19 protein-coding genes are annotated in these 19,165 nt (G+C 47.6%); all 19 read right to left on the bottom strand.

Annotation, left to right across the window (positions count from 1 at the left end):
- Positions 1–36: 36 nt before the first annotated feature.
- The gene (locus HP401_RS11070; protein ID WP_217366041.1) at positions 37–1,743 is read right to left on the bottom strand and encodes a ribonuclease J; all 1,707 of its coding nucleotides are present in this window, start codon (positions 1,741–1,743) and stop codon (positions 37–39) included.
- Positions 1,744–1,858: 115 nt separating this feature from the next.
- Entirely contained in the window at positions 1,859–2,725 is an 867-nt protein-coding gene (dapA, locus tag HP401_RS11065; RefSeq protein WP_142496647.1) for a 4-hydroxy-tetrahydrodipicolinate synthase, read from the bottom strand.
- A gap of 57 nt (positions 2,726–2,782) precedes the next feature.
- Positions 2,783–4,009 (bottom strand): aspartate kinase, encoded by a 1,227-nt coding sequence (gene dapG / locus HP401_RS11060; protein WP_015891700.1) that lies wholly within the window; start codon positions 4,007–4,009, stop codon positions 2,783–2,785.
- Positions 4,010–4,020: 11 nt separating this feature from the next.
- Positions 4,021–5,061 carry an aspartate-semialdehyde dehydrogenase gene (locus tag HP401_RS11055; protein WP_173605018.1) on the bottom strand — a complete coding sequence of 347 codons (1,041 nt, stop codon included), beginning with the start codon at positions 5,059–5,061 and terminating at the stop codon, positions 4,021–4,023.
- A gap of 57 nt (positions 5,062–5,118) precedes the next feature.
- Positions 5,119–5,715, bottom strand: a complete 597-nt coding sequence (locus HP401_RS11050; RefSeq protein WP_007719213.1) for a dipicolinate synthase subunit B — start codon at positions 5,713–5,715, stop codon at positions 5,119–5,121.
- Positions 5,712–6,614 carry a dipicolinate synthase subunit DpsA gene (gene dpsA, locus HP401_RS11045; protein ID WP_015891702.1) on the bottom strand — a complete coding sequence of 301 codons (903 nt, stop codon included), beginning with the start codon at positions 6,612–6,614 and terminating at the stop codon, positions 5,712–5,714. The genes HP401_RS11050 and dpsA overlap by 4 nt, the downstream gene beginning before the upstream one ends.
- Before the next feature lie 137 nt (positions 6,615–6,751).
- On the bottom strand, positions 6,752–7,012 hold the full coding sequence (locus HP401_RS11040) for a YlmC/YmxH family sporulation protein (protein ID WP_015891703.1): 261 nt from the start codon (positions 7,010–7,012) through the stop codon (positions 6,752–6,754).
- A 72-nt stretch (positions 7,013–7,084) separates the two neighbouring features.
- Positions 7,085–8,338, bottom strand: coding sequence for a M16 family metallopeptidase (locus HP401_RS11035; RefSeq protein WP_173605017.1), 1,254 nt, complete (start codon positions 8,336–8,338; stop codon positions 7,085–7,087).
- A 112-nt stretch (positions 8,339–8,450) separates the two neighbouring features.
- Positions 8,451–9,428 carry a polysaccharide deacetylase family protein gene (locus tag HP401_RS11030; protein WP_173605016.1) on the bottom strand — a complete coding sequence of 326 codons (978 nt, stop codon included), beginning with the start codon at positions 9,426–9,428 and terminating at the stop codon, positions 8,451–8,453.
- 158 nt (positions 9,429–9,586) lie between these two features.
- Complete coding sequence (gene pnp / locus HP401_RS11025) at positions 9,587–11,734, bottom strand: polyribonucleotide nucleotidyltransferase (RefSeq protein WP_015891706.1); 2,148 nt, start codon at positions 11,732–11,734, stop codon at positions 9,587–9,589.
- 266 nt (positions 11,735–12,000) lie between these two features.
- Entirely contained in the window at positions 12,001–12,270 is a 270-nt protein-coding gene (gene rpsO, locus HP401_RS11020) for a 30S ribosomal protein S15 (RefSeq protein WP_015891708.1), read from the bottom strand.
- Between the two features lie 133 nt (positions 12,271–12,403).
- Positions 12,404–13,345 (bottom strand): bifunctional riboflavin kinase/FAD synthetase, encoded by a 942-nt coding sequence (locus HP401_RS11015; RefSeq protein ID WP_173605015.1) that lies wholly within the window; start codon positions 13,343–13,345, stop codon positions 12,404–12,406.
- A gap of 3 nt (positions 13,346–13,348) precedes the next feature.
- Entirely contained in the window at positions 13,349–14,275 is a 927-nt protein-coding gene (gene truB, locus HP401_RS11010; RefSeq protein WP_087346763.1) for a tRNA pseudouridine(55) synthase TruB, read from the bottom strand.
- Positions 14,268–15,263, bottom strand: a complete 996-nt coding sequence (locus HP401_RS11005; protein ID WP_173605014.1) for a DHH family phosphoesterase — start codon at positions 15,261–15,263, stop codon at positions 14,268–14,270. Before HP401_RS11005 ends, truB begins: the two co-directional genes overlap by 8 nt.
- Positions 15,253–15,618 carry a 30S ribosome-binding factor RbfA gene (gene rbfA / locus HP401_RS11000; RefSeq protein WP_007719226.1) on the bottom strand — a complete coding sequence of 122 codons (366 nt, stop codon included), beginning with the start codon at positions 15,616–15,618 and terminating at the stop codon, positions 15,253–15,255. The genes HP401_RS11005 and rbfA overlap by 11 nt, the downstream gene beginning before the upstream one ends.
- 27 nt (positions 15,619–15,645) lie before the next feature.
- A complete protein-coding gene (locus HP401_RS10995; protein ID WP_007719228.1) occupies positions 15,646–15,927 on the bottom strand; it encodes a DUF503 domain-containing protein in 282 nt (93 codons plus the stop codon).
- Entirely contained in the window at positions 15,927–18,557 is a 2,631-nt protein-coding gene (gene infB / locus HP401_RS10990; RefSeq protein ID WP_173605013.1) for a translation initiation factor IF-2, read from the bottom strand. Before infB ends, HP401_RS10995 begins: the two co-directional genes overlap by 1 nt.
- A 21-nt stretch (positions 18,558–18,578) precedes the next feature.
- Positions 18,579–18,878, bottom strand: a complete 300-nt coding sequence (locus tag HP401_RS10985; protein WP_015891713.1) for a YlxQ family RNA-binding protein — start codon at positions 18,876–18,878, stop codon at positions 18,579–18,581.
- Positions 18,875–19,165: an RNase P modulator RnpM gene (gene rnpM, locus HP401_RS10980; protein ID WP_015891714.1), complete on the bottom strand. Its 291-nt coding sequence runs from the start codon at positions 19,163–19,165 to the stop codon at positions 18,875–18,877. Before rnpM ends, HP401_RS10985 begins: the two co-directional genes overlap by 4 nt.

The following is a 19,165-nucleotide window of genomic DNA, read 5'->3' as shown; positions in this document are numbered from 1 at the left end:
CTTTTTCCAAAGGATTTCCAGCTCTTTATCGTGATCCTACACTTCCATGATAATCGGCAAGATCATCGGACGTCTGCGCGTTTGCTCGTACAGATAACGGCCTAATGACTCTTTTACGTTATTTTTCAGTGAAGACCATTCATTCACATTTTCTTCCATGCATTTGACAAGTGTTTGGGTCACTATGCGATTTGCCTCATCCAGCAGCTCTTCGGATTCACGCACGTAGACGAAACCGCGAGAAATGATGTCTGGACCTGACAAAATCGTGCCATTTTGTTTGCTGAGTGTAACGACAACTACCAGTATGCCATCTTGTGACAGTAATTTGCGATCTCTAAGGACGATGTTTCCTACATCACCAACACCCAAGCCGTCAATCAAAACGTTGCCAGCATGGACTTTTCCACCGTAACGGGCTTTGCCCCCTGAGAATTCAACTGTATCGCCGTTATCCAGCAAGAATGTGTTTTCTTCAGGAATGCCAACCTGGTCAGCAAGTAAGGCATGTGTTTTCAGCATGCGATATTCACCATGAACGGGAATAAAGTACTTCGGCTTCATTAGGTTAAGCATCAGGCGCAATTCCTCTTGGCTACCATGACCGGAGACGTGGACGGTTCCGTTAGGTCCATGGCCGCCATAGATGACATCTGCACCAATACGCGATAATTGATCGATCGTACGAGCCACATATTTTTCATTCCCTGGAATGGGAGTGGCTGCAATAATAACGGTATCCCCTGGAAGGATGTCAATTTTCCGATGGGCGGATCGGGCCATCCGAGTGAGCGCGGACATAGGCTCTCCTTGGCTTCCAGTTGATAAGATAACAACTTGTTCAGCAGGCAATTTGTTGATTTCATCGATCTCAACAATCAAGCCCTCTGGGACCAATAAGTACCCTAAGTCTCTGCTGATATTAATAACATTTTGCATGCTCCGGCCGACAACCGTCAATTTACGGTTGAACTGTGCTGCAGCGTCCACCACTTGTTGAATGCGGTGAACATTTGAAGCAAACGTAGAAACAACAATACGTCCAGATGCTTTGCTGAACACATCCATGAGTGCTTTTCCCACGGAGCGTTCCGATCCGGTAAATCCAGGCCGTTCTGCATTCGTACTGTCAGAGAGCAAGCACAAAACGCCTCTATCACCGATCATCGCCATTTTTGCCAGATCAGCAACCTGATTGTTAACAGGTGTTTGATCAAACTTGAAGTCTCCTGTATGAACGATGTAACCTTCCGGCGTATCCAAGCATACCCCTACACAATCCGGGATGCTGTGGTTTACACGGAAAAAGGTTGCCTTCATCTTACCGAGAACGACTTCCGAGTCGCTGTTGATCAATACGCGTTTTGTTTCGTTTAGGATGCCCGCTTCTTTTAACTTTGCATCAATTAAACCAAGGGTAAGTTTTGTCGCATAAACCGGGACTTTCAAATGCTTCAGCACATAGCTGAGGCCGCCGATGTGGTCTTCATGTCCATGCGTAATAATAATACCCCGAACCTTGTCGCGATGTTCCTCCAAGTAGGTGATATCCGGAATAACCATATCAATCCCCAGCATTTCCTCTTCTGGGAACTTCAATCCGGCATCAATCACCACGATGTCGTCACCGCTTTGTACCACGTACATATTCTTCCCAATTTCGCCGACTCCGCCCAGGGCGAAAACGAGAACAGAGTGATTCGTCTTTGCCAAAACGTGTAACCTCCTATATTTAGTTGTCATGTCCACTCAAAAAAACCGCCCCAAATCACTTGTTCTTATTATACCCGAAGTGAAATCATGAACACAAGGAAAAAGAGCCATCCCGGGAAGGAATGGCTCTTGAACTTCTATGGAGTTAAACAAGCAGAGAATGCACGAAGTCTTTTTCCTGTTCGTTCAGCTCGACTAAAGGCAGCCGAACGCCTCCCACTTGAACGCCGAGCTTTTCTAAAGCGACCTTGGTCGGTCCAGGGCTCGGGTACGCAAAGAGGCCTTCAAAAATCGGCAACAGCTTGCGATGGAGTCTTGCTGCCTCTGTATAGTTACCGGCAAAATAAGCGTCCATCATATCTGTCATTGGGCGGCCAACTACGTGACTTGCCACACTGACAATGCCCACTCCTCCGATAGACAAGATCGGCAAAGTTAAGCCATCATCGCCACTGTACAGCTCAAAGCCTTCCGGGGCATGCTCAATAATTTGCGCCATTTGCGACAAATTCCCGGAGGCTTCCTTGATGCATACCACATTAGGCAGCTCTGCCAAACGAAGTGTCGTTTCGGCAGTCATATTGACCACGGATCTTCCCGGCACATTATATAGCATCACGGGCAACTCAGTCGCTTCCGATAATGCCTTGAAGTGTGCGTAAAGCCCTTCCTGCGATGGCTTGCTGTAATAAGGAGCAACGACCATGACAGCGTCTACGCCAATCGATTGTACAGCTTGGGTGAACTCAATACTTGAGGCTGTATCATTGCTGCCTGTTCCTGCAATGATGTGGCATCTTCCTTTTGCGTAGGAAACCACATGGCGGAAAAGATCGAGTTTCTCCGTACGGGATAAAGTAGGTGATTCACCCGTGGTACCACTCAATACGATTCCAGTTGTTCCATTTGCAATCAAATGGTCAATCAGTCGCTCTGTTTTATCGTAATCGACTTGTAGCTGCTCATTAAAAGGCGTTACCATTGCGGTAACCAGTCGACCAAAACGTGCCACTACCTCTCCAACTCCTCTTTATCGTGATCAGTAGGTATTTAAAGTCAGGATATGCTCTTACTTATGTTGAACATGCAGGTTGAACTGCTGATGAAGTGCGCGAACCGCCTTCACCATATCCATTTCATGCACGAGTACCCAGATGGTTGTATGAGAGTCTGCCGATTGAAGAATTTGAATATCTTCTTGTGTAAGTGCCTCCACGATTCTTGCCATCACGCCGGGCACGCCCGTCATCCCTGCACCAATCACGGACACTTTCGCGCAATGCGGCAAAAGCTGCGGCTCGTATCCCATTTCCGTTAACAAACGAGCAGCTTTTTCTCCCATTTCATCATGGACTGTGTAAGCGACACCCATTGGGTTCACATTGATGAAATCTACACTGATGTTATTGGTTGCCATCGTTTTGAAGACTTGCAGCTGTGTATCGTAAGACCCTTCTTTGTTCGCGACCTTAATTTGAGTAATGTTCGGTACATGAGCAATTCCCATAACGACTCTGTCGTTTACTGTGTAGCCCATTTTCCCAATCTCCAGCATAGTCGTAACAAGTGTACCGGGGTCGTCCGAAAACGTAGAGCGAACACGAATCGGCACGTTTGCGTGCATCGCGATCTCCACCGCTCTAGGATGAATAACTTTTGCACCCAGGTGAGCCATGTTGCAAATTTCCGTGTAAGTCACCATACCGAGCCGCTGCGCTTCCTCAACGATCCGCGGGTCTGCGGTCATGATGCCTTCCACGTCGGTGAAAATATCCACCGTTTCAGCCTTCAAGGCGACACCGAGAGCGGTTGCAGTCGTATCGCTTCCGCCCCGTCCCAGTGTCGTAATTTCCCACTCGGCTGTACGTCCCTGAAATCCTGGGACGATCACAACTTGACTTTCCTGCAAGTCCTGCAAAATGCGAGCTGGATCGATCGACATAATTTGTGCATTCGTAAAGTCGTCGCTCGTCACTATATTTGCCTGACCGCCTGTCAAAATTGTTGCTTTTATTCCCCGTGCATTTAGCATGCTGCACATGACTGTAGCAGAGATGATTTCTCCGGTATGCATCAGCATATCCATTTCTCTACTCGGCAGTTGGTTCCCATTCGCACGAACCAACTGCAAAAGTGTATCGGTCGCATATGGATCGCCCTTGCGCCCCATCGCCGATACGACAACGACGAGGGCATAACCCTCATCAATTGCTTTTTCCATATGGTAGATTGCCCGCATCCGGCAATCCTCCGTCGTCAAGGAAGAACCACCGAACTTCTGGACGAGAATCTTCACTAACCTCTCCCCTATACTCTTGCTTTTATGAGTTCTTCAGCGATTTGTACTGTATTCCATGCTGCACCCTTGAGAAGATTGTCAGAAACGATCCACATATGCAGTCCACGAGGATGATGGAGATCACGACGCACCCGGCCCACGAATACTTCCAGTTTGCCTGTTGCATCAGTAGCGAGTGGATACTGCTGTTCCTCCGGCGCATCTACTAACGCGATACCCGGAGCGTTTTTCAGCAGGGCTTTTACTTCTGCCAGATCGTAATCCTGTTTCAGCTCTACATATACCGACTCGCTGTGGCCGTAGACCACTGGAATACGTACGCAAGTAGCTGAAACAAGTACAGTGTCATCACCGAAGATTTTTTTGGTTTCATTGACCATTTTCATTTCTTCATAAGTAAAACCATTGTCGGTGAACACATCAATCTGCGGAATCGCGTTGTACGCAATCTGATGATGTACAGGCAATTTGCCTACGGGAAGTACGTTACACTGCGGTTCTTTACCATCCAAAATGTCTCGACTCTGGTCGAGCAATTCATTGATCGCAGATTGACCTGCACCAGATACTGCCTGGTAAGTAGAAACGATAATTCTGTCTATACCAAAACGATCATACAGGGGTTTTAGAGCGGCAACCATCTGAATCGTGGAGCAATTCGGATTCGCAATGATTCCATTATGAGCGAGCGCAGCATCCATGTTTACTTCTGGCACAACGAGAGGAACATCTGGGTCCATCCGGAATGCGCTGGTATTGTCAATGACAACTGCTCCATGACGCACTGCGTGATGAGCCAGTTCCTTGCTGACAGATCCACCAGCACTAAACAGGGCAAAATCAACCCCTGCAAAACTGTCTGGAGTCGCCTCTTCCAGTACAATTTCTTGCCCCTTGAAGGTGACTGTTTTTCCTGCAGAACGTCCAGAAGCAAGCAGCTTAAGCTGTTTGATTGGGAAGTTGCGCTTTTCTAATAGTTGAATCATCTGCTGTCCGACTGCACCAGTCGCACCGACTACAGCAACATTGAAAGTCAGTTGGTTTGCCATCTCTTACTCTCCTCCTAATCGCGAAAAAGCAGGTTTATTGGTTTTTCTGTAGTCTTATTAGTAGTTAAATCTCTCGATGAGCAAGGGTTGCAATTGTCGACCTTCCAAAGCTGCTTCGCATGTTTCCAATAGGAGATCCATACGAGCTACAAGCGAATTCGGTTTTTTATCCGGGGCATCCTGCCCGAATGGCACGAAATACATATTCTTCGCAGCCAACAGCTTGGCAATATTGGCTGCATTTAATCCCAGACCATCATTGGTGGATATGGCAATCACAATAGGTCGCAAATTACGCATGGTCGCTTTAGCTGCCATCAGTACGGCACTATCCGTAATGGCATTCGCTAGTCGACTCGTCGTACTGCCTGTGCAAGGCGCAATCAGCATGACATCCAACAACTTGGAAGGTCCCAACGGCTCAGCCTGAGGAATCGTCGAAATAAGTTCCTCCCCTGTCAGTTCCTTGATTTGTTGCTGCCAGCTTTGCGAAGTACCGAAGCGTGTATCCGTGGTCATAATCGTATTCGATACAATCGGAACCACTCTTGCTCCAGCATCCACAAATCGCTTAATTTGCGGCATCGTTTCCTCAAAGGTACAATGCGATCCAGACAAACCAAATCCAATGGTCTTTCCCTGAAGTTTACTCATGTTGCATCCCCTCCTGGCGCTTTCCTTTGATCCGCAATCAGACGAGACAATGTTTGGGCCAAAATTTGTCCAGCGGTTTTAGGTGCAACGATTCCAGGTAATCCGGGAGCAAGAAGAGCTTTGATCCCTCGTCTTTCAGCGTAACGAAAATCTGTTCCTCCTGGCTTGGAGGCAAGATCAAGAATAAACGCCGATTGAGGCATTTGAGCAATCACTTCTGCCGTGAGTAATAATTGCGGGATGGTATTAAAAATGAAATCAGCATTCGTAACCTGTTGCCTTACTTCGCTTATATGGAAGGGAGTCAATCCCATCTCATAAATGCGTGCCAAGTGTTCTTGACGTCTGGCCCCAACTCTTACGCGGGCCCCTAACGCATGCAATGCTCGAGCCATGGACAAACCTGTTCGGCCCAATCCCAGAACAATTGACTGTGATCCATGAATCGTAATATCCGTATGCTGAATCGCCATCATTAACGCTCCCTCTACAGTAGGGATAGAGTTATAGATAGCTACGTCATCACGATCCAAGAGCTCCACGAGAGGAAGCCGTGTGGAAGCCAATAGTTTTTTCAGATAAGGCTTTGCCATTCCCGTGTAAACCACGCAATGACTCGGCAGACTTGCCACATGTTCATCTAGCAATTGCAGTTGTTTGGAGCAGAAAATACTTTCCACGTATCCTTGATCATCGGTCCCTACGATGGGTAGGATGAGGGCGTCCACGTCTTTCAACACATCGCATGTTAATGGTTTCTTCGTTGCCCCTGTAAAATTACTTTCCAGGTTGTCGAAGCCAACTAACGTGACGCTAGCATCCAGTTGTATGCATCGCTTAATGACTTCCAACTGGCGAGCGTCTCCGCCGATGAAGGCAACATGTATGCCCGTTAGCATGCTGCGTTCCCCTTTCCACACATTTTACTGCATTAAATGATCGGAACGCAAAGGTTTTCCTTTTGGAAAAGTTGACGGAAATCCATGCGGTCTACCCCCATCCTATTCCGCTCCTGCTACTTCGGTGACAGTAGCGCCTACTTTTGAGAAGCTTGTGCCTCAGGCGCTTTAAGCTGGATGATGACCATATCTGGCCCAATTTTTACGATGGAACTCCACGGGATCACGAGGTCCTCTCGTTTCTTTCCGAACCCAAAGAAACTACCTCCTGGCAAGATGATGGATTGAATCGTACCGTTTTCGGGATGGATGACTAAATCGGAATCACTGATAACCCCCATTTTCTCTCCGTTGTCCAGTCCGATAATCTCCTTCCCACCCAACTCGCTCAAGCGCATGGAGAAGCCCCCTTTGTCCTTTCATTTACTGTTGATATACGCAAAAAAATCCGGGCTATGCCGGATTTTTCCCTACAACAGAATATCGTTTTTCACATTTTCAGGGAAGCCATCGAGTGGACTCACCATCGCCATAGACATCTTGGAACGGAACAGCTGCTGCGCCACAGCCAAAACAGAATCATGAGAAACGCGGTCAATTTTGGCGATGATCTCATCTAGACTAAGGTGACGGCCCAGTAAGAGTTCATTTTTGCCAAGGCGACTCATACGGCTATTCGTGCTTTCCAAGCTGAGCATCAGGCTGCCTTTCAGCTGCTCTTTTCCTTTGTTCAGCTCTTTGTCCGTAATTCCATGATCAGCGACATCGCGCAGGACACGCGAGACAATGTCAAATACCTGTCCTACTTGCTCTGGTGCCGTTCCTGTATACACATGGAACGTACCCGCTTCTTTATAGGAAGAGTGATAGGAATAAACAGAGTATGCCAATCCGCGTTCTTCTCGAATTTCTTGGAATAGACGCGAGCTCATACTACCACCCAGCACATTGTTCAGCAAAATCAAGGAGTATACTTCAGGATGTCCTACCTTAAACCCAGGTAAAGACAGGCACAAATGCGCTTGCTCTGTTGCCTTATGATGCGCGATTACATTTCCAGCAAAATCTGGGGTAGACAAGGTCGGCATAATGCCTGGACGCGAGAAAGCTTGAAAGCGCTTTTGGATATCTTCAATCAAACTGTCTTCAAAATTACCCGCTACCGTAATCACCGTATTCGTCGGCAGATAGTGCTGATCAATATAAGCGAGCAAATCGTCACGCTTCAAGCTGCGCAGGACATCTTCCGTACCTAAAATCGAATAGCCTAGCGGGTGTGTGCTGTATGAAGCGCGTGCAATCAAATCATGCACCAAATCATCTGGCGTGTCTTCATACATGCTAATCTCTTCAATGACGACGTTCTTTTCCTTTTCCAACTCATCTGCATCAAATACCGAGTTGAAATACATATCGGAAAGAACATCGAGAGCAATAGGAGCATGTTGGTCGAGCACCCTTGCGTAATAGCAGGTATACTCCTTCGAAGTAAAGGCGTTCACGTTCCCACCAATCTCATCAAAGGTTTCCGCAATTTCCTTTGCAGAACGAGTTTTTGTACCTTTAAAAAACATATGCTCGAGAAAATGGGAGATCCCGTTGTTTTTCTCATTTTCATATTTCGAACCAGTCCCTACCCAGATGCCTAAGGCAACGGAGCGAACGGACGGAATCCGTTCCGTCACGATTCGAAGACCGTTATCACACGTATGACGTTGTATCACGTAAATCCTCCTCGGTTGTTCATCTGTCTCTACCCGAAACCTCGGGGAATTTCTTGTAAACACGTCTAACTATAGCAAACTTCCTTTGTCTCCACAATAAATGAACATGTAATTACGGTGACGGGAGTCTACGACTCGATATAACCTCCGAAACAGTCGTCGGCTGTAGCCCCTTCTTTTTGGCGATCGTCAGAAGTTCATCTAAACTCGCCTCGGAGGTAGACGTAGGGTGCATGAGCACGAGGACACCCTTCTCCATTTTTCGGCTTATTTTATTGATCACATAAGCTGGCGATGGTTTCTGCCAGTCAATTGTATCTGCCGTCCATAGAATCGTCTTCATTTGAAAAGACGAGTCCGCGATTTGTACAACGCGTTGGTTAAAAGCACCAGATGGCGGCGCAAAAAGGGTAGGCTTCACTTCCAGCGTTTTAAAAATAACATCTTGCGTACGACTTATCTCTTGATGAATCCTCTGTGTTCCCAGTCTGTTCATATCGGGATGGGAATACGCATGATTACCAATCTCATGGCCACGTGCCAAGATCTTTTTTGCTTCTTCGGGGTAACGTTTTACCCAAGAGCCATCCAGAAAGAACGTTGTCTTTACCTTATGTTTATCGAGTGTATTGAGCATCGAGTCGAGATACTCATTTCCCCAAGCCACGTTGATCATGAAAGAAATTGCTGGTTTATTTGGATTTCCTCGATAGATGGGTTGTGCTCCCAATTGCTCAAGCGAAACCGCTGGGGGTACTTCCTTGTATACGAGCAAATCCGGGCTGGATACACCCGCAGCCAGCATTTTATTGAGCGATTCTTCTACATCGACTACACGTCCATTATAGCCGGGAATCGCCTTCCACGTCTGATCAACGACGGCATCGATCGGCTCTTCCTCTCGGCCCTCTCGCCACTTTTCAATCTGCGCCCGTAAACGCGCTTTTTCATTTTCGTTTCGATCCCCAGTCACTACGTGGACATTTTTGATCGTGCTAATGTAATGATGAATAGGCTGATAATTCAAGAGAACAATCAGCGCTGCTCCATATATAAATATGAACAAAAGTCTCCTGGTCCTATTCGTCATTAGGGCGTCGCCCTCCTCTATCGATCGTACGAGTCTCTCTTGTCCAATGTATGAGAGGATGGGACGACTTAGACATACGAAACGGGAGCATTCTGGCATAGAAAGAAAAAAGCTTCCGTACACGAATTTCTTCGAGTGACGAAGCCTTTTGTTTTTCTTTATTCTGCTTTTGTTGGTGTTTCAGCAGCTTGTTCCGCAGCAGCTTGTTCTTTCAAAACTGCTTTGCGAGAGAGATTCACACGACCTTGGTCGTCGATCTCGGTCACTTTCACTTGTACTTTATCACCAACCGCGACAACATCTTCTGTTTTGGCTACACGCTCTTCAGCCAGTTGAGAGATGTGGCACAAGCCCTCTTTACCTGCGAACAACTCGATGAACGCCCCGTACTTCTCTACACGTTTTACTGTTCCCAGGTACACCTGACCAACAGCTACTTCACGAACCAGATCTTCAATGATTTGTTTCGCGCGCAGATTTGCTTCGTGGTTGATGGATGCGATGAAGACACGTCCATCTTGTTCAATGTCGATTTTTACGCCGGTTTCTTCGATAATCTTATTAATGACACGACCTTGTGGACCGATTACATCGCGAATTTTCTCCGGATTGATCGTCATAGTCATGATTTTTGGTGCATAAGGAGACAGTTCTTTGCGTGGTTCGGAAATCGTGCTCATCATATGGTTCAGAATGTGCAAACGACCTACACGCGCTTGTTCCAAAGCCAACTCTAAAATCTCACGGTTGATACCGGAAATTTTGATGTCCATTTGGATAGCTGTTACACCAGCCTCTGTACCCGCTACTTTGAAATCCATATCTCCCAAATGATCTTCCATACCTTGAATATCAGTCAGGATCGAGAAAGATTTCTCATCTTTGCTCATGATCAAGCCCATCGCAATACCTGCTACTGGTGCTTTGATCGGTACACCTGCATCCATCAAGGCGAGTACGCTCGCGCAAATCGACGCTTGGGATGTGGAACCGTTGGATTCAATTACTTCTGATACGAGACGAATGGTGTATGGGAACTCAACCTCAGATGGAATGATCGGCTCGATTGCACGCTCACCCAACGCTCCGTGTCCGATTTCACGACGACCCGGAGGACGCAACGGACGTGCTTCACCCACGCTATACGGCGGGAAGTTGTAGTGGTGCATGAAGCGCTTCGATTCTTCCAGACCGAGTCCATCGAGAATTTGAACATCTCCCAGCGCGCCCAATGTACAAACGCTCAGTGCTTGCGTCTGACCGCGGGTAAACATAGCAGAGCCATGTGTACGGGAAAGAATGGTTGTCTCACTGGACAGTGGACGGATTTCGTTCAGAGCTCGTCCATCAGGGCGAACTTTCTCGTCAGTAATCAGACGGCGAACCTCGTCCTTGACAATATTGCCAAGTACTTCGCTAATCATCTTTTCCTGCTCTGGATATGCCTCAGCATCCTTGGCTGCAAAATGCTCTTTGGTTTCTGCCTTGATATCGTCAATGGCATCGTAGCGTGCTTGTTTTTCTTCGATGCGAACAGCTTCTTTCAAGCGAGCTTCCGCATATGCACGTACAGCTTGATCGATTTCAGGATCAACCTCATGCAAGATGACTTCCATCTTTTGCTTGCCAATTTCGGACACGATCATGTTCTGGAATTCTACCAGTTGCTTAATCACGTCATGACCAGCCATGATCGCTTCGAGCATGATTGCTTCCGGTACTTGGTTCGCAGCTGCTTCCACCATGTTAATCGCTTTATGCGTACCTGCGACAGTCAGGTGAATATCGCTTTTCTCTGCTTGAGCTACTGTAGGGTTAATGACGAACTCTCCGTCAATTCGTCCTACGATTACTCCTGCAATCGGGCCTTCAAAAGGAATCTCCGAGACGCATAGCGCTGCGGAAGTACCGATCATCGCAGCGATTTCAGGTGAGCAGTCTTGATCCACAGACAGAACAGTATTTACGATTTGTACATCGTTACGGAATCCTTCTGCAAAAAGAGGGCGGACAGGGCGGTCAATCAAGCGGCTGGCCAAAATGGCCTTTTCGCTTGGGCGTCCTTCTCTTTTAATAAAGCCGCCAGGAATTTTCCCAACCGCGTAGAGACGCTCCTCATAGTTGACAGTCAATGGAAAGAAATCAAGTGGTTTTGGTTCCTTCGAGACTGTAACTGCGGACAGGATTGCTGTATCGCCGTAACGAACCAAGACCGAACCATGCGCCTGTTTAGCCATTTTGCCAAATTCCAGGGTCAGTTTTCGGCCTGCCAGTTCGAAGTCATATGTACGGTATTGTTGCTCCATGATGCTAGCAGTCCTCCTTCACAACAATGTGCGTTTACACACTTTGTTTTCTACCTATATGTATTATTTCCTGCCAAGATAAAAATTAAATGGCTACCTTTGGCAGTCTTTCTAGATAATAAAAAAAGCTTCTTTTGAAGCTAATTGAAACTAACAGATACGGCACAAGCCTTTTACTCGTTTCGGATGGGCTTAGCGCATTTCTACGCTAAGCCCTCCTACACGATAGAAAAAGCGGGTAGAACCCGCTTTTTACAAGACGCTGATTAGCGGCGCAGACCCAGGCGGTCTACAACCGAACGATAGCGTTGAACATCTGCTTCACGCAGGTATGTCAACAGGTTACGACGTTGACCAACCATTTTCAAGAGACCACGACGGCTGTGGTGATCTTTCTTGTGCGTACGCAAGTGTCCGTTCAGATTGTTAATGTTTTCGGTCAAGATAGCGATTTGCACTTCCGGTGAACCGGTGTCGTTCTCATGAGTACGGAACTCTTGAATCAGTTGAGTTTTACGTTCTTGAGTCAATGCCATCATGACTCACCTCCTCATTTTTTATACCGTTCGCCGAGTCTGCCGTCGGTGAGAATCGGACAGCCAAGCTACGGTTATCTGTACAACGTTTTGAATTATAGCATACCATTTTGTGAAAAGCAAAGAGAATCCTTTACGAGATTCCTTCCGCGAATTTTTGCTTCGCCGTTTGAACATCTCGTCCTATTTGCGCGATGAGTGCATCGACTCCAGCAAATTTCTGTTCTTCCCGGATGTAGAACAAGAACTCTACCTCTACTGCTTTGTCATAGATTTCACCAGAGAACTCAAAAATGTGCACTTCTAGTGACTTTTCTTTTTTCTCCAGTTCGAATGTTGGCTTGATCCCAACGTTCATGACACCATAGTAGCTCTGTTCATCCACGGTAAAGCGAACGCCGTAGACCCCATTCTTTCCGATCAAGTACGGCTGATTCACTTGGACGTTCGCTGTAGGAAAGCCAATGGTTCGACCGCGTTTGTCACCATGCACAACTGTTCCGCGCACTTTGTAGGAGCGGCCTAGCAAATGGCGAACCTGCTCGACATCCCCATGATGGAGGTATTCACGGATGATTGTACTGCTCACTTTTTCACCCAAGCGATTTACCGGACCCACGATGTCGAGCCCGTAGCGACCTTTGCTCATTTCTTGCAAGGTATGGGCAGTCCCCATCCCGCGATAACCAAAGGTGTAGTCGAAACCAACGACAATATGGCGGCATTCCAATGGAAGAAGGCACTCTGTGATGAAATCTTCTGGATAAATTGCCGCAAAGCTAATATCGAACTTCATCACATATGTAGTGTCTACGCCCATCTTTTCGAACTGCTCGAGCTTGTCTGCAAGTGGTGTCAAATAGCGGGTATAACCGCTTTGCCCCAATACTTCTCGTGGATGCGGATCAAAGGTCACTACCGTACTTTGCCATCCGTTTGCTTTCGCTGTATCAATCGCCTTTTGGATTACACGGCGATGCCCAATATGTACACCATCAAAGTACCCCAGTGCAATCGCACAAGGATTCGCTTGCAGGTCAGACGGAAACGGGTATGTTAGGTAGATCGTTTTCACGGATTACACCTCGGCTGGAAAGACTTTTTCTGGTTTGGCGAAAAGTCCTTTGTCTCCGCGGCATACACGATGAATGCCAAGTAAATCTTCCCCCGCAAACAAGCAAATCAAACTTCCTTCCTCCGCAGTGACGCCCGGAAGTGCAGTCGCAAGTCCATTACGTACTGCTTTGATCCGTTCTGGCTTGACCTGAAACGATGGTAAGAATGAGATTGCCTGGGGGATGGAGACCAAGTGACGGGAAATATCTTCCCCGCTTGCTGCCTGTTCCTCGATTTGCTGGAGGGGGATTGCCTCTTGCTCCTGGAACGGGCCACTTTTAATTCGCCGCAACAGCTTCATATGGGCAGGATAACCCAGAGCGCGTCCGAGGTCAACACATAAGGTGCGCATGTATGTGCCTTTGGAACACGTGCACGTAAATGCCACATCGACAGTGTCCCCATCCACGCTAATCTTATGAAGCGTCAGCTCATAGAGCGTCACTTTCCGTGCCTGCCGCTCGATCACCGTGCCTTCACGAGCCAGGTCGTACAGCCGCTTGCCGTTTACCTTTACCGCAGAGAACATCGGAGGTACCTGCTCCATTTCACCCAAAAAGGATTCGAACAGCGCTTGAATACGCTCCGTCGTAATCGATGCTGCATCTACTCCAGCTTGCTCCACCACTTCTCCAGAAGCATCTTCCGTTGTGGTCGTAGAGCCTAGGCGCATGACTACATCATAACGCTTAGGCAGCTCTTGCAAATATTCAACGAGCCTCGTTGCGTGTCCCACACAAATGGGGAGTACACCCGTTACATCTGGATCAAGTGTACCCGTATGCCCCACTTTTTTCGTTCCATACAATCGACGAATACGTGCTACACAATCATGGGAAGTCATTCCAGCTGGTTTGTCGATAACCAGCACGCCGTTCACGTTACTCATCGAATTTCACTCCTACTGCATCGTCCAGCACAGTCCATACTTTTTTCTGTACTTCTAAAAGTGGTCCTTTGATCGTACATCCTGCTGCTTTTGCGTGTCCACCGCCACCGAGCTGCTTCGCAATGACAGCTACGTCAACCCGATCGCGAGCGCGCATACTCACCTTGACTACTCCCAGTTCTGCTTCCACAAAAGAAACGCCTACCTCGACTCCCTCAATGTTGCGGCAGTAATTCACCAATCCACCAGCATCTTCTCGCTCTGCACCCACTTCGGCAAAATCTGCTGCTGAAACAGTGATAGAGGCGACCAAATTTTGATGGGACAGTTGCAAGGTTTGCAGAGCCCGTCGCAGTACTTTCACATGGGCAAAAGTAATTTCCTCCAGACAACGCTCTGCTACGTCTCCTGGCTTCACACCGTAACCAAGTAATTGAGCAGCAATTTCCATGACGCGCGGTGATGTATTCGAATAGCGGAAACCACCTGTATCTGTCAGAAGGCCGGTATAGATGCACAGCGCAAGCTCTTCGTCGAAAGAAACCCCTGCTGCTTCTGCAACATCAAACAAAATTTCTGCTGTTGCGGCTGCATCCGGACGAATCAGATTGACCGTTCCAAAATGATCGTTGGTCGGGTGGTGATCGATATTCAGCAAAGCAGCGCCAGACGCAAATAAAGACCGTACATCGCCCATCCGCGACTCATCCGCGCAGTCTACAGCGATTACGGCCCCGAACGTCTCGTTCAGTGGTTGTTTGCGCAGGTTATAAAGACGGTCAAACCGCGGCAAGAAGTTAAACTTGATCGGTGTTTCCCCTTCGTTTACAACCACATACTCTTTTCCCAATTGCTCTAGCATGAGCACGACTCCCAAAGCAGATCCTGTAGCATCTCCGTCAGGACTTACATGAGAAAGAACCAGGAAGCGGTCGTGCTCCTGCATAAACCGCGCCGCTTCCTGTACTGCTACTTGATTAGGATTCATCCTGTTTCTCTCCCTCTGTGGAGATTTCCCGCAGGATTGATTCAATTTTGCTGCCGTAGTCAATGGACTCGTCCAGCTTGAATACAAAATCAGGAATGTGACGCAGCTTTACGCGTTTCCCGATCTCCGTACGCAAATAACCTTTTGCTTTTGTCAAACCAGCAAGAGAAGCTTTACGCTCTTCCTCACTGCCAAAAATGCTGACAAAAACCTTCGCCAATTGCAGGTCACTGCTTACCTCTACATCTGTTACTGTTACAAAACCGACACGAGGATCTTTGAGTCCACGCTGCAATACGAGGCTCAGCTCTTTTTTGATTTCTTCGCCTACGCGGCTAATCCGTGTTTTATTCATCGATTTTTCACCTCCGCTGACTGTTCATTAATCGTAGTATTCCGTATCCACACGAATCAACTCTACATCTGGATGGTTCTCTACAAATCGAACGACAGTCTGCATTTCTTGTTGTAAAAAAGAGATCTCATTAGCAACGGCAGCGATACCCAACACGGTACGCTGCCATTGCTCGAGATAAGCCACCTCTGCTGCGGAGACGTTAAATCGGCTCCGCAGCTTGCCGATCAGACTTTTGACGATGGCTCGTTTTTCTTTCAGGTTTTGGCTAGCGGGCAGAAACAGTTCAATCTGCACACCTGCTATCATTATTGTTTCACTTCAACCATGACAAATGCTTCGATTACGTCGCCGATTTTGAGGTCATTGAAGCGTTCCAAAGTCAGACCACACTCATAGCCTGCTGCAACGTCTTTCGCATCATCTTTGAAGCGCTTGAGGGTATCAAGCTTACCTTCATAAATCACAATGCCTTCACGGATCAAACGCGCACCAGCATCGCGGCTCAATTTACCTTCAGTCACATAGCAACCAGCAATGTTTCCGACTTTGGATACTTTGAACACTTCACGAATCTCAGCTTGGCCGATAATGTTTTCTTTGAAGACTGGATCAAGCATACCTTTGAGAGCAGACTCGATCTCTTCGATTACAGTGTAGATGACACGGTGCAGGCGAATGTCGATCTTCTCTTGTTCAGCCATGCTGCGTGCATTCGGTTCAGGACGCACGTTGAAGCCAATGATGATCGCATTTGATGCATTTGCCAACGTAACATCGGACTCCGTAATCGCCCCAGCACCTGTATGAATGATTTTCACACGTGTACCGTTGACATCGATTTTTTCCAAAGAACCGCGCAGAGCTTCTACAGAACCTTGTACGTCACCTTTTACAATCAGGTTCAGCTCTTTGATGTCGCCTTCTTGGATGTGCTGGAACAAGTCATCCAAAGAAACGCGGGAGCTTTCACGACGCTCGGATTCACGCTGCTTGGATGCACGTGCTTCCCCGATGGCGCGCGCCTTTTTCTCGTCTTCAAAGACACGGAATTGGTCACCAGCTTGTGGTACATCATTCAGACCAGTGATTTCTACTGGCGTAGATGGACCCGCTTCCTTCAGACGACGTCCTTTGTCGTTCACCATTGCACGTACACGTCCGAATGCGGAACCTACTACAATCGGGTCACCAACGCGCAGGGTACCTTGTTGAACCAGAATGGTTGCAACTGGACCGCGTCCCTTGTCAAGCTCAGCTTCTACAACAGTACCGCGAGCGCGCTTGTCTGGGTTTGCTTTCAGTTCTTGTACTTCGGATACGAGCAAGATGTACTCAAGCAGTTCTTCGATACCTGTACGCTGTTTCGCGGACAATGGGGAGAAAATCGTCTCGCCGCCCCACTCTTCGGCAACCAGCTCGTATTCGGTCAGTTCTTGCTTGATACGATCCATATTGGCTTCTGGTTTATCAATCTTGTTTACCGCTACGATGATAGGAACATTTGCTGCTTTTGCATGGCTGATTGCCTCTACGGTTTGCGGCATAACACCATCATCTGCTGCAACTACCAGAATGGTAATGTCTGTAATTTGAGCACCACGAGCACGCATAGTTGTGAAGGCCGCGTGACCTGGAGTATCCAGGAAAGTAATTTTCTTTCCTTTGATCTCGACTTGGTAGGCACCAATGTGCTGGGTAATTCCACCTGCTTCTCCTGCTACCACGTTGGTAGAGCGGATTGCATCGAGCAATGTTGTTTTCCCGTGGTCAACGTGACCCATGATCGTAACAACTGGCGGGCGCTCCATCAGGCTTTCTGGTGCATCTACTTCTTCCAATGTTTCGAAGTTGGTTTCATCAATGATGATTTTTTCTTCGACTTCAATGCCATAATCTGCGCAAATGAGTTCGATGGCTTCACGGTCAAGGTACTGGTTAATCGTTGCCATGATCCCCAAATTAAACAGCTTTTTGATGACTTCTGCTGGTTCTTTGCGTAGTTTTACAGCCAATTCGTTTACGGTCAAAGACTCCGTAAAGGTAATTTTTGTAGGTGGGTCAAAAACTGGACGTGGAGCTTTTTGACCACCACGATTGTTATTGCCACGGCGATTATTTTGGTTATAGCGGTTATTACCACCGCCACGGAAAGGCTGACTCTTCTTGTTATCTTCAAAAGTCTTTTGAGTCTGTGGACCTTTTTTGATTTTCTCGCGTTTTTCTGTACCAACATTGGATGGAAGATTTACTTTATCTTCAAATTCTTGTCCCTCTGTTTGATTAGCAACAGGTTGTTGTGCAGGACGCTGTTGGTTTTGTGGTCGTTGCTGATTGTTCTGTGGTCTTTGTTGTCCTTGACCCTGTGGTCTTTGTTGTCCTTGGCCTTGTGGTCTTTGTTGTCCTTGGCCTTGTGGTCTTTGTTGTCCTTGGCCTTGTGGTCTTTGCTGATTACCTTGTGGCTTGCGGTCATTCGGCTTTGCGGGTTGACTTCTCATATTGTTTGGTTTTCTCTCCTGATTCTTCCCCTGATTTTTTCCATGCTGAGGACTTTGCTGATCGGAATTGGCACTCGCACTGTTGTTAGCTGGACGATTGATGTTTGATGTGCTTCCTCCACGATCGCTGTTTGGTCTGTCATTTCTAACCGTTTGAGTTTGCCCCGCTTGTTGCTGGGGCTTGTTCAGTTGTCCTCTGGAGTCGTTGGGGCGTTGTTGATCTTCCGTTTGCTTGGGTCTTGCATCACTTGGCGTATTACGCTGCTCCGGTTTGGCACCAGAACGCAATTTGGCCATGTGATCCTCGATCCGCTTGATCGTCCCTTCTTCCATGATACTCATATGATTTGCTACTTCTATATTCAATCGTTTTAGCAAATTGAGGATTTCCTTACTGCTCATGTTGTGCTGTTTGGCATACTCATACACACGTGTCTTCAAATATACTTCACCCTTTCTAAGTTAGGTGAGCAGACGCTGAATGCTTTCGGCCAATTTCCCATCGGTTACCGCCACGGTAACGCGCCCATCTTTTCCGATTGCGTGTCCCAATGAATGTCGGTCGCCAGTGGTTACACATGAGACACCGTAATAGGAACATTTATCCTTTACTTTCTTGGCGGTATTGTCTGATGCATCTGATGCGAGCAATACCAGGCGAGCCTGCCCATTACGAACAGCAGTAATGACCAGCCCCTCCCCACTAACGATCTTTCTCGCACGCATCGCTAATCCGAGTAATTGTGCTGCTTTTGGGGTCATTTTCCCACCATCTCCAGCCATTTCTCACGGAAAGCATCATACTTTTCTTGGGAGATGGACATATTGAGGGCACGTTCCAGCACTTTTTTCCATTTTCCCGATGCGAACGCATCCGGCTTCAGACAGCTTTCCTGCCGACACACATAGGTACCGCGTCCCGCCGCCCTTCCAGTAAGATCAATGACGATCTCTTCTTCTGGCGTCCGGACAACGCGGATTAATTCCTTTTTCGGAAACATTCCTTGGCAAACAATGCACTTACGCAACGGGATCTTTTTTTGCTTCAT

It is taken from the genome of Brevibacillus sp. HB2.2, assembly GCF_013284275.1.
GTDB lineage: Bacteria > Bacillota > Bacilli > Brevibacillales > Brevibacillaceae > Brevibacillus > Brevibacillus brevis_D.
The sequence above is the reverse complement of the archived record's forward strand: the minus strand, read 5'-3'. Positions and strand labels throughout refer to the sequence as shown.